This is a genomic window from Acidovorax sp. GW821-FHT09A11 (assembly GCF_059418365.1).
This window is the reverse complement of record NZ_JBWKPS010000001.1, coordinates 531751-543866: the sequence shown is the minus strand read 5'-3', so window position 1 is coordinate 543866 and position 12116 is coordinate 531751. Positions and strand designations below refer to the sequence as shown.

General features: G+C 65.0%; 9 protein-coding genes. 3 read left to right on the top strand and 6 right to left on the bottom strand.

Features of this window, described 5'->3' with window-relative positions:
- Positions 1-2: 2 nt before the first annotated feature.
- The 5 genes from AC07PV_RS02480 to AC07PV_RS02460 all read right to left on the bottom strand — a co-directional run bounded on the left by AC07PV_RS02480 (position 3) and on the right by AC07PV_RS02460 (position 5792).
- Positions 3-956 carry an ATP-binding protein gene (locus tag AC07PV_RS02480; protein WP_218338570.1) on the bottom strand — a complete coding sequence of 318 codons (954 nt, stop codon included), beginning with the start codon at positions 954-956 and terminating at the stop codon, positions 3-5.
- Between the two features lie 14 nt (positions 957-970).
- The gene (locus AC07PV_RS02475) at positions 971-1813 is read right to left on the bottom strand and encodes an HDOD domain-containing protein (protein ID WP_218295003.1); all 843 of its coding nucleotides are present in this window, start codon (positions 1811-1813) and stop codon (positions 971-973) included.
- Positions 1810-2139 carry a hypothetical protein gene (locus AC07PV_RS02470; protein ID WP_492253225.1) on the bottom strand — a complete coding sequence of 110 codons (330 nt, stop codon included), beginning with the start codon at positions 2137-2139 and terminating at the stop codon, positions 1810-1812. The genes AC07PV_RS02475 and AC07PV_RS02470 overlap by 4 nt, the downstream gene beginning before the upstream one ends.
- 15 nt (positions 2140-2154) lie before the next feature.
- A complete protein-coding gene (locus tag AC07PV_RS02465) occupies positions 2155-5085 on the bottom strand; it encodes an EAL domain-containing protein (RefSeq protein ID WP_494629275.1) in 2931 nt (976 codons plus the stop codon).
- Between the two features lie 362 nt (positions 5086-5447).
- Positions 5448-5792, bottom strand: coding sequence for an ArsR/SmtB family transcription factor (locus tag AC07PV_RS02460; RefSeq protein WP_218295000.1), 345 nt, complete (start codon positions 5790-5792; stop codon positions 5448-5450).
- A gap of 278 nt (positions 5793-6070) precedes the next feature.
- Between AC07PV_RS02460 and AC07PV_RS02455 the strand changes: the two genes are divergently transcribed.
- From AC07PV_RS02455 to AC07PV_RS02445, 3 genes are read left to right on the top strand one after another with little or no spacing between them, the layout of a single operon-like run.
- Positions 6071-6601 carry a putative pterin-binding protein gene (locus AC07PV_RS02455; RefSeq protein WP_494629274.1) on the top strand — a complete coding sequence of 177 codons (531 nt, stop codon included), beginning with the start codon at positions 6071-6073 and terminating at the stop codon, positions 6599-6601.
- Between the two features lie 31 nt (positions 6602-6632).
- A complete protein-coding gene (locus tag AC07PV_RS02450; RefSeq protein ID WP_494629272.1) occupies positions 6633-9707 on the top strand; it encodes a hybrid sensor histidine kinase/response regulator in 3075 nt (1024 codons plus the stop codon).
- On the top strand, positions 9700-10887 hold the full coding sequence (locus AC07PV_RS02445; RefSeq protein WP_494629271.1) for an HD domain-containing phosphohydrolase: 1188 nt from the start codon (positions 9700-9702) through the stop codon (positions 10885-10887). The genes AC07PV_RS02450 and AC07PV_RS02445 overlap by 8 nt, the downstream gene beginning before the upstream one ends.
- Here AC07PV_RS02445 and bioB read toward each other — a convergent pair.
- Positions 10884-11975 (bottom strand): biotin synthase BioB, encoded by a 1092-nt coding sequence (gene bioB / locus AC07PV_RS02440; protein ID WP_492245972.1) that lies wholly within the window; start codon positions 11973-11975, stop codon positions 10884-10886. The two genes, AC07PV_RS02445 and bioB, sit on opposite strands and share 4 nt — an antisense overlap.
- Between the last annotated feature and the right edge of the window lie 141 nt (positions 11976-12116).

The following is a 12116-nucleotide window of genomic DNA, read 5'->3' as shown; positions in this document are numbered from 1 at the left end:
CCTTACGCCTCCGCTGCGTGGCGTATCGGCAGCGTGACGCGAAAGCGCGTCCCGACACCCGGTTCGCTGAAGACATCGATGCTTCCCAGGTGCTTCTTGACGATTCCGTACGAAAGCGAAAGGCCCAGCCCGGTGCCCTTGCCGACCGCCTTGGTGGTGAAGAACGGATCGAAGATGCGCCCCAGATTCTCCTTGGCGATGCCCTCGCCCGTGTCCTGTATCTCCACCCACACCCGTGAGTCGTCGGCGCCTGTGAGGATGGTGATGGTGCCCCTGTCCGCCTGGATGGCATGGGCGGCATTGACCAGGAGGTTCATGAAGACCTGGTTGAGTTCGGAGGGGAGGCATTCGATGTCGGGAAGCTCCCCATATGCCTTGACAACGTCCGCCTTGTATTTGATTTCGTTGTTGACGATGTTCAGGGTGGAATCGATGCCGTGGTGCAGATCGGCCAGCACCCACTTCTGGGAGGTGTCTACCCTCGAGAAGTCCTTGAGGTTCTGAACGATGTTGCGCACGCGGGTAATGCCGTCTTTCGATTCCGCCATCAAGGAGGGAATGTCTTCCTTCAGGAAATCCAGCTCTATTTTTTCGCGCAATGCCTTGAGGCGCACCGCCACCGGGGTATCACCGAGCGCAGACTCCGCCTCTTCATAGGCCGCGAGCATCTGGAACAGGTCGCTCAGATAGCGCTCCAGGGTGCCGAAATTGGAGAATATGAATCCAATGGGGTTGTTGATTTCGTGGGCGACACCCGCGGCCAGCTGCCCGATGGATGCCATCCTTTCCGACTGCATCAGCTTGTCCTGCGCATCCGAGAGCTTTGCATTGAGCTGCGTCAACTCTTCGTTGGATCGCAGCAGCTCCTTGACCCTGTCTTCCGTGGTGTCAGGGGACGACACGGCCGACGGCGTGTCCACGGTGCTTTCGCGAAGTAGTGGGTCGTGAGAATTCATGTAGGGCACCTCTTTCAGGCCAGGAGTGCGTGGCAGACAACCTCATGCTGCTCTGCCACCGCATCGAAAACTGCCATGTAGTCACCGTCGGCCAGTGCCAGTCTGCCCCAGGCATCCAGGGCCAGCAAGGGCACCATATCGTTTTCCTTGTGAGAAAGATCCAGGCCGTGCGCAATGTTGTCGGCGACATGCACGAGGTCCGTCAGGCACAGGCCGCTGGCAGGCGGCGGGCGGTGGTGGCATGAAATGGCCGCAACAATCTCCGGCGCAAAATGCCAATGCTCCGCGATCACCCCGCCGACCTCGGCATGGTCAACACCAAAGTAGTGGCGCTCCGCGGCATGCATCAGGCAATCGTGTTCCAGCTGGTAAGCAATGGCCTGGGCATACTCGTCCTCGTAGGAGCTCACGAGCACCAGCCGCCCGATGTCATGCACCAGCCCCAGCGTGAACGCCGCATCCTCGTCCAATCGCGTGCGCTGCGCCAAGGCTCTGGCGGTGAGTGCCGTACCGATCGCATGGCGCCAGAACGCATCAAAGTCGAACCCTTGGCAGCGGGAGTTCGCAAAACCGCCCACCAATCCCGCGGCCGTGGCCACGCTGCGCAGGGTGCGAAGCCCGAGAATCGCGGTGGCCTCTGCGATGGAGGTGACCTGGCGAGGAAGGCCATAGAAGGAAGAGTTCGCCAGCCGAAGCGTCTTGGCGGCGATGGCCTGGTCGTGCGATATCTTCACGGCCAGCTGTTCGGCGGAAACATGGCTGTCCCCAAAGGACTGGATCAGTTCCAGCACCACCGCGGGCAGCGCCGGCAGCTCATGGACACTGCGCAATATGGCATCTGCAGTGAGCTGCTTCATGGTGTCTCCGTGGAGCGATATCGCAGGATCAGATGAAACAGCGGATTGAGCTGGCCGGCCCGCATGGCAGGCCGGAACAGATGCAGCAGGCGTTTTTCCGTCTGTGCCTGCTGTGTGGCTGGATCCAGCTTGTCGACAATGCCCGAAACACCTTCCGGCGGATTGACGAAGACGGTGTCGATTCCCCGCTGCTGCAGGCTGTTCAGGATCCCGCGCGTGATGGGCGTCCCCGCCGGGAGCAGGAGCTGTCCGTGCGCGTCCAGCACCGGCTGGGCCAGGAGCATCCCCTCCGGGGTCCATTCAATCGAGGTGGAAAGAGCTTGCATGGGAGTCCGTAGGTGTCAGGCCGCGCTGCTGGGAACCAGGACCAGCAGCCGCCCCCGTGAATGATTTTCCCCTCCCACCGATCTGCATACCACGCGAAACGCCCCGCCGGCAACCTGGACATCGTGGTAGCTCTGGTCCGCGAAATGCCACACCTTGCGAAGATCCTCCGGCAGGACCTGTTCCGCGTCCTGCCCGAGCAAAGCCGCCGTGGTGCCAAACAGCGTTTCGGCATCCGCGTTCACAAACGCCACCATGCCTTCCAGGTCGATCCCGATGACGGCGGCCGGAATATTGTCCAGCACCTCCCGCGCAACGCTCAGGCTACTCTCTTCACGGTGGATCTGCTCCCGCTGGTTCGCCAGCAGCTGTTGCAGGCGGTCATTGACCGCGCTGAGCTCCTCGTTGGCACTGAGCACCGCATTGGCCAGGCGCCGATTCTCATCCGCCATCTCCTTCTGGGAGAACGCTTCCGCGACGTGGTTGCGAAGCCTCTCGTCATCCCAGGGCTTGGTGAGGAACTTGTAGATGGCCCCTTCATTGATGGCATCCGTGATGGATTGCAGTTCGGTATAGCCGGACAGAACCATGCGGATGGTGTCGGGATACAGCTCCTTGGCCCGGCGCAGAAACTCCACCCCCGTCATGCCGGGCATGCGTTGATCCGAAACGATCACGTCCACCGAATTCTCGGCCATCCGCTGCAAGCCCTGCGCACCGCTGTTGGCGGTCACGATGTGATAGCCATCGCGGCGCAACAACCTGCGCAGCGCCGAAACGATGCTGTCCTCGTCATCGACCAGCAGCAGCGTGCGCCGGTGGGTGCGGCGCAGCAGCAGGTGCTCCGGCAGTGCCTGGCCTTTGCTCAGCAACGCGCTCATGTCGTCGGCGCAGACGGGGCCGCTGAAGTAGAAGCCCTGCATCTGGTCGCAGCGGTTGGCGATGAGCAGCGCCAGCTGGCCTTCGGTTTCCACGCCTTCCGCCAACACCTTCATCTGCAGACTGTGCGCCATGTTGATGATGGCGCGCGTGATGGACACGTCCTGCGATGCCGCCGTGACGTCGTGGACGAACGAACGGTCCACCTTCACGACATCGATGGGCAGTGTGCGCAGGTAGCTCAGGCTGGAATAGCCCGTCCCGAAATCATCGAGCGAGATCTCGATGCCCAGCGCCTTCAGGTCGCCCAGAATCCGCGCGATGCGCGTGCTCTCGCCCATCAGGGCGCCTTCGGTGATCTCCAGTCCCAGCAGCCGGGGATCAAGGCCGGTTTCAATGAGCACCTTTTGTATCCGCTGGACCAGATCAGGCTGCTGGAGCTGGCGGGCCGAGAGGTTGACGGCAATCCGGAAGCTGGCGTGCCCGGCACGCTGCCACTCCAGCGCCTGGCGGCAGGCAGCGCGAAGCACCCATTCGCCGATGGGCACGATAAGGCCGGTTTCCTCGGCGACGCGTATATAGCTGGACCTGGGTATCAGGGTGCCGTCCGGGGAGTTCCACTCCAGGAAGGCCTCGGCGCCAATGACGGTTCCACTGACCAGTTCCAGCTTGGGCTGATAGTGCAGATCAAGCTCATTGCGCTCCAGGGCCCGGCGCAGCCCGGACTCCATGGCGAGCCTGGAGATGGCCTTGGAGTGCATGCCGGAGCTGAACACGCAGATCTGGTTCTTGCCCAGTTCATGGGCACGGTACATGGCCGCCTGAGCCTGCTGAAGCAGCTTTTCCGGGTCCTCGCCGTGCGCCGGGTACAGGGATATTCCGATGTCGCACGTCACCTTGATTTCGTTGTCGCCAATCGCGACGGGCAGCGACAGCGCATCCACCAGCGAGGCCGCAACGGTGCGCGCCAACTGCTCGTCCACATTGCCCTCGCGCGCCAGCACCAGCGAAAACTCGCCACTGCCAAAGTGCGCCAGCAGGTCATCCTCGAACGCCTGGGGCTGCAGCCGAGTTCCCACCTCCATGAGCAGCTGGTCCCCTGCCGCGTAGCCCAGCGATTCACTCACGAGCTTGAGCCGGTCGATCTCCACGCTCAGGACGGCAATCTGCCGCCCTTCCCGCGCCGCCTCGCGCATCCTCGTATCAAGATACTCCGTCAACGCGCTGCGGTTGGGCAATCCGGTCACTTCATCCGTGTTCGCAAGCTTGTCCAGCCGCTGCTCCGCCGCGCGCTGCAGCGTGATGTCCTGCAGGAGCGTGACCGTCCTGACCACCCGGCCCTCGTCGTCGGCGTCCGCCAGCACGCGGTGCAGCACCGTGCGCAAACTGCCGTCCGAATGAACGATGCGGTGCTGGAACTCGCAGACATCGTCAGGTGACACGCCTTCGCTGATCGCCTGCACATACGGCCGTTCCACAGCGGGAACCCGGGCCAGCAGCCAGTCCTTTCCGGCCGGAGCGTCAGTCTGGGGGATTCCGAAGATGGCGTGCATGCCGGACGACAGGGTGACGGTGCCTGACACCAGATCCATCTCGGCGGAGCCGATGCGGGCGAGTTCCTCGGCATTGCTGAACAACTGAGCGCGTTGCTGCGCGTAGCGGGTCGCCGTTCGAATGGCGCTGACATCGTGCAGCGTGACCAGATCCGCCGCTTCCTCCCCCAGAAAGATCCGCACGCCCCAAACCTGGGCATTGAACTTCTCGCCATTCTTTCGCAGGCATTCGATCTCATAGGCTTTGCCGGGGACTCCGGCGACCCGCGCATTGGCCTGCTCGCGCACCATGTCCCGGTGCTCCGGCGCGCACAGCAGCATGGGATCCATGCTCTCCAGCATTTCCTCCTTGGTGTAGCCGAAAAGCTCCACGAGCTTGGGATTCACGAAGAGGAATCTGCCCTTGCGAATCACAAATACGGCCGCTTGCACCTGCTCCACCAGCCGCTGGTAGTCGGCATCGGACAGATGAACCTCCGTGTCGAAGGGGGTGCCTTCGGCTGTGTGGGTACTCATTGCAGAAAGCCTTTGCCGCCGGGGAAAGGGACGCAACCGAGTTCGTTCAACGGCGTCGGGTATTTTCGACTCAAAGGGGGACCCTCGACTCTGAAATTGGCCATGCGTTGCGAAGAATGAAGCGAGGCCGACCGTGAGCCGGATGCTTCATCATTGATCAGTGCCCAAGGGCCGCAATAGCCCGCTGCGGCGCACAAAGCTTGCTGGCAACTTTACCCATCTCGTTGCCGCTTGTCACGATATTGCGATCAATGCACCACGAGGGTATTCCCAGCAACGCGAAGGCGCTTTGCGCGGAGAATATGCGCCGGTGCTGCGGCCCCTTGCACACCATTTTTTGTGCCGGACGCGGTAGGCGCCCGTCAACCCGGCGGGATGGAGGGAGCCCCTGGCGGGGCGGCGCAGAATTGCTCGAACAGCACGTCCAAGACCGCCAGGGCCTGCGGACTGGCGATCTCATAGTAGATGTGTTTCCCTTCCCGGCGCGTGTTCACCAGGCGTTCTTCGCGCAGTACGCCCAGTTGCTGGGACAGGGTCGGCTGGGAAACGCCCACCAGTGCTTCCAGCTCCCCCACCCTTTTCTCGCCTTGCGTGAGCTGGCACAGGAGGAGAAGGCGGTCGGGGTTGGACAGCACTTTCATCAGGCGGCAGGCAGCGTCGGAGGCGCGGCGAAGTCGGTCGAGGTCGCTCGCGGTGTCGATGGGCATGGTCATCGCTGTGGTTTCGATTCAGGTGTCATGGGTTGCGAGGGAACAAGTCTGCGCCAGCGCGGGACATCATCGCCGGCCCGGGTTTCAGCAGCGCCTTCGGATTTTGATGCTTCAGAGCGCGCCTTCAGCCCGGCGGCCTCGCGGGCGGCGGGTGCAGCGCGTGCCGCGGCCGCTCAAAAACGATACCCCTCACACTGAAACAACAGGCACCGGCCACAAATCAGTTTACATTTTGAGCGACGGTCTGTAAGACTGTTGCAAAAAAGGGGGTCGACATGCTCTCCAGGTTTTCGGCGGCACGTTGCGTTGCCTGCTGGGTGAAAGTGGCGGTTCTGGTCGGATTCGCGCTGGCAGGGCCCGCAACCCATGCGCTGGACAAGCCCACGGGTCCCGTGGTCCTCACCATCGAGGGGGCGATCAGCCAGGCGAACAACGGTTCGCAGGCCCAGTTCGACATGGCGATGCTGGAAAAGCTGCCCCAGCACAGCTTCTCCACCCAGACGCCGTGGTATCCCAGCGCGGTCTCCTTCACCGGCCCGCTCCTGCGGGATGTCCTGGCGGCGGTCGGAGCGAAGGGGACGAGCATCACGGCCGTGGCGTTGAACGACTACAAGACGGAGATTCCCGTGGACGACGCCACGCGCCACGACGTGATCATCGCCCGCCTCATGAACAACCGCCCCATGCGCGTGCGCGAGAAAGGCCCGCTTTTCATCGTCTACCCGTTCGATACCAAGGCGGAATTGCGCAGCGAGCTGTACTACAACCGCGCGGCCTGGCAGCTGAACGTGCTGCGCATCCGCTAGCGCCTGGGCCCTTGATCCCCAGCACCACGCCATGCTGCGCAGCAAACACCTTCTGCGGCTGATCATTGCGGGCCTGGTGGTGGCGTATGTGGCGATCGCCGGCGTGCAGTACCACCAGTACCGCAGCGTGGAAGCGGTCATGCGCCGGGGTGACGTCAACGCGCTGTGGTCGTTCCTGCAGCTCAGTGTCGAATACGAGAAGCTCGACCACGCGCTGCACCAGTTCGAGATCGATCCCGCCAGCATGCCCCCCGACCGCCTGGAGCTGCGCTACGACCTGTTCCTGAGCCGTTTCAGCGCACTGGAGAGCGGTACCGCCCGCACCCTGATGCAGGGAGAGCCCATCTACGGCAACGCCCTCGACGCATTGCAGAACTTTGTCGCCGCGGGAGACAGCCATTTTGGACAGAGCGTCGACGCGGCCTCCCGCCACGCGAACATGAAGCTCTTGCGGGTGGAGCTGAACAGGCTTCGCGACATCATCCAGGAACTGTCGCTGCAGGCATCGCGCATCTCGGCCCTGCTGGGCGACCGGCGCAATGCGGAAGTGAAGCGCCAGACACTGCTGACCACCGGGTTGACGGCATTCCAGGCCATCCTGACCTTCCTGCTCGCGTTCGCGATGGCCCGGCAGTTTCTCAAGCGCGAAAAGGCGAGATCCCTCGCCCTGGCAGCGCAGGCCGAACTGGTGGACGCCCTCAGGCGCAACGAGGAGGCGCTGGAAGCCCGCGTGGCCCAGCGCACGGAGCAGCTGCAGCAGGTCAACGCGGCATTGCGGGAACACGAAGATGAACTGGTGGTGGCCCAGGCCAAGGCCGAGGATGCATCGCGCATGAAATCCGACTTCCTGGCCAACATGAGCCATGAGATCCGCACGCCCATGAACGCCGTGATCGGCATGAGCCATCTGGCCCTGGGAACGGAGCTGACCGCACGCCAGCGCGACTACATCGAGAAGATCCAGCGGTCGGGCCAGCACCTGCTGGGCCTGATCAACGACATCCTGGATTTCAGCAAGATCGAGGCGGGCAAGCTCGAGGTCGAGGTGGTGGATTTCGACCTGCATGGCGTGCTCGACAACGTGGCCAACCTGCTGAGCGACAAATGCGCCGCCAAGGGCCTGGAGCTGATGTTCGATGTGGACTCGCACCTGCCCGCCGACCTGCGGGGAGATCCGCTGCGGCTGGGGCAGATCCTCGTCAACTACGCCAACAATGCGGTCAAGTTCACGGACGAGGGCGAGATCATCGTGCGGGTCCGCGAGGCGGCGCGGGATGCCCAGGGCGTGCTGCTGCGCTTCGAGGTGCAGGACACCGGCATTGGCCTCACCGAGGAACAGCAATCAAGGCTGTTTCGCTCTTTCGAGCAGGCCGACACTTCCACCACGCGAAAGTACGGCGGTACCGGGCTGGGGCTGGCCATCTCCAAGAAGCTGGCCGGCCTGATGGGCGGGGACGTGGGCGTGCAAAGCCTGCCCGACCGGGGGAGCACGTTCTGGTTCACTGCGCGGCTCGGCCTGGGAGACTCCACCCAGCGCCCGCTGCTGCCGGAGCCCGACCTGCGTGGGCGCCGGGTGCTGGTGGTGGACGACAGCGAACAGGCGCGGCAGATCCTCGCGGAGCTGCTGTCCAGCATGAGTTTTTCGGTGACGCTCGCCAGCTCAGGGGCCCAGGCCGTGGAACTGGCACGCGCCGCCGGCGAGGCTGGGCGGCCCTGTGAAATCGCCTTTCTCGACTGGAAAATGCCCGGCATGGACGGGTTCGAAACCGCCCGCCAGCTCGCACGGCTGCCCCACCCTCCCCGCCCCGTCATCGTCACCGCGCATGGCCGCGACGATGTGCTGGACGAACTCACCCGCACGGGCGTCGGGCTGATGCTGACCAAGCCGGTGAACCCATCACAGCTGTTCGATGCCGCCATGCGGGCATTGGGCGGAACACAACGGGTGGACGAAGCGCGGCGCCTGCCGCCCCCGGCGCGGGGCGCAGGCCTGGACTCGATCCGGGGTGCGCGCGTGCTGCTGGTGGATGACAACGACCTGAACCAGCAGGTGGGCCGCGAACTGCTGGCCAGTGCCGGGCTGGTGGTGGATGCGGCCGCCAACGGCCAGGAAGCGCTCGACATGCTGGCCCGCGGCGCCTACGACATCGTGCTCATGGACATGCAGATGCCGGTGATGGACGGCCTCACGGCCACCCGCCGGCTGCGTGAGAACCCAGCCTGGGCGCGCCTGCCCGTGCTGGCGATGACGGCCAACGCAATGAGTGGCGACCGCGAACAGTGCCTGGACGCCGGCATGAACGGCCACATCGCCAAGCCCATCGACCCGGAGGCCCTGTTTGCCGCGCTGCGGCAGTGGATTGCACTGCCCCACACGGGGGGCACCGGCGATGCAGCGCTTGCAGCGCGGCCCACGGCGGATGCGCCCGCCGCGGCAATGGCGCCGGCAGCCGACCCCCTGGCACACATCGAAGGCCTCCATACGGCCGCCGGGCTGCGGCGGGTGCTGGGCAAACGCGCCGCCTACGAAAGCCTGCTGCGCAAGTTCGTGGTCGGCCAGGCCCGCGCCGTGCAGGAGACGCGCGCCCATCTGGCGGAAGGCCAGCCGCAGGCGGCTCGGCGCGCCATGCACACGCTGAAAGGCTCGGCAGGCACCATTGGCGCGGTGGGCCTGGCCGAACTGGCGCATGCCGCGGAACAGGCCATCGCGCAGAACGCGCAGGCCGGCCCCCTGGAGGCCTTGCTGCAGCCGGTGGAAGCTGCCTGCCAGGCGCTGGTGACGGCCCTGCAGAAAGCCCTGCCCCACGAGTCCGACGCCGCCACCAGCGCGGCCGCCGCGCCCCCTGAGTCACCACACGCGCCCATGGATGCGGCGCACGCCCGCGACCTCCTGGCACGCCTGGACGCCTTGCTGGCGGACAGCGACTCGGAAGCCGTGGAGCTGTTCAGGGACTCCGGCCCCCGCCTGCAGGCCCGGCTGGGGCCCGCCGCCTATGCCGACATGAAACGGCTGCTGGAGAACTATCTCTTCGCCGACGCACTCGCGGTGCTGCGCCAGGCGTGGATTCCCGACGCACGACACACGGAGGACCCAGTTCATGAATAGTCCATTGGAATCAAGCGGCGGCAAATGCACGGTGCTGGTGGTGGATGACACGCCCGGCAATCTCTCCTTGATGAGCGACCTTCTGCGGCCGGACTACAAGGTCAAGCTGGCCCCCAGCGGCGAGCGCGCGCTGCAGATCGTGGCGGCCGAAAAACCCGACCTGATCCTGCTGGACATCATGATGCCGGACATGGACGGCTACGAGGTGCTGCGGCGCCTGCAGTTCAACGCCGACACCGAGGCCATTCCGGTGATTTTCCTCACGGCCATGAGCGCCACCGACGACGAGACGGTGGGACTGGAGCTGGGCGCCGTGGACTACATCACCAAGCCCGTCAACCCCGCCATCACCATGGCCCGGGTGCGCAACCATCTGCAGCTCAAGCGCGCGCGGGACCTGCTGGCCCACCACAACCACTTTCTGGAGCAGGAGGTGGCCAACCGCACGCGTGCCCTGGCCGAACTGCAGGACGCCACCATCCGCGCCATGGCATCGCTGGCGGAAACGCGCGACAACGAGACAGGCAACCACATCCGGCGCACGCAACACTATGTGGAAGCGCTGGCCCGCAAGCTGCAAAACCACCCGCGCTTTCGCGATGAGCTCACGGAGGATGCCATCGAGGTGATCTTCAAGTCCGCCCCCCTGCACGACATCGGCAAGGTGGGCATACCCGACCGCATCCTGCTCAAGCCGGGCAAGCTCACGCCCGAAGAATTCGAGATCATGAAGACCCACACCACGCTGGGGCGCGACGCCATCGTGGCGGCCGAAAGCGAAACCACGCAGGACAACCCCTTCTTCCGCTACGCCAAGGAGATCGCCTACAGCCACCAGGAAAAGTGGGACGGCTCAGGCTATCCCGAGGGGCTGGTGGGCAACACCATTCCCCTGTCAGCACGGCTGATGGCGGTGGCCGACGTGTATGACGCGCTCATCTCCGAGCGGGTCTACAAGCCCGCCTACTCCCACGAGCACGCGGTCGAGATCATCCGCGACGGCCGGGGCAGCCACTTCGATCCCGACATGGTGGACGCCTTCCTGTCGCTCTCCGAGGAGTTCCGGCGCATTGCCCAGCGTTTCGCCGACGGAGAGCACGCGCTGCAGGCCCAGATCGACCGCATGGCCAGCGACCTGCCCGAGGAAGACCGCCTGGTGCCGGACGGCCAGGGCGCCTAGCCGCAGATGCCCTCTTCATGCGGGTGGTGGCAAGGAGATTGCACGCTGCCACCGTCCTCCTGCGCTGCCATCGCCGCCGTCCGGTGGCCGTCCAGTCCCAGCTTGGCGAGCAGCCGCACGTCGGCATCCACATCCGGGTTGCCCGTCACCAGCAGCTTGTCGCCATAGAAGATCGAATTGGCCCCGGCCAGGAAACACAGTGCCTGCACGGCTTCGCCCATCTGCTGGCGCCCCGCGGACAGGCGCACGCGGGCCTTGGGCATGGTGATGCGGGCGACGGCGATCATGCGCACGAAGTCCAGCGGGTCGATGGGCTCGCTGTCGGCCAGCGGCGTGCCCGGCACGCGAACCAGGCTGTTGATGGGCACGGACTCGGGGTACGGGCTGAGGTTGGCCAGCTGCGCGATGAGCCCCGCGCGGTGCACGGGCGCCTCGCCCATGCCCACGATGCCGCCGCAGCACACGCTGATGCCCGCGCTGCGCACGTGCTGCAGGGTGTCGAGCCGATCCTGGTAGGCGCGGGTGCTGACCACGTCGGTGTAGTACTCGGGCGCGGTGTCGAGGTTGTGGTTGTAGTAGTCCAGGCCCGCATCCTTGAGCGCCTGCGCCTGGTGCGATTCGAGCATGCCCAGCGTGGCGCAGGTCTGCAGGCCCAGGCCCTTCACGGCGCCGATCAGGGCGCTGACCTTCTCGATGTCCCGGTCCTTCGGGGCGCGCCATGCCGCACCCATGCAGAACCGCGTGGCGCCGGCGTCCTTCGCGGCCTGGGCAGCCCGCACCACCTCGTCCACCTCCATCAGCTTGTCGGCCTTCACACCGGTGTCGAACTCGGCGGCCTGCGGGCAGTAGCCACAGTTCTCGGGGCAGCCTCCGGTCTTCACCGACAGCAGCGTGGCCAGTTCGATGTCTCCCTCGGGCCAGTGCTGGCGATGCACCGTCTGCGCTTCGAAAAGAAGGTCCATCAGCGGCCTGTCGAGCAGCGCCTGGATGGCGTCCACGCTCCAGGGGCCTTGCGGCGCTGGCGGCGCGGGCCGGCGATGCAACTGAACGGTCTGGGTGGCCGCGGTGGCGGAGGTCATGGAAGTCATGGCGATCGGTTCCCTTCAAGTCATCTGCTCCATGGCGGCACGGGGCCGCCATCGGCAGGGGTTACACAGCGCGCGCGGCCTGGGCCAGGAGGTTGTCCGGCCGGTGCGCGGCGACGTGGGCGGATTCTGGAGGAGAAAAAG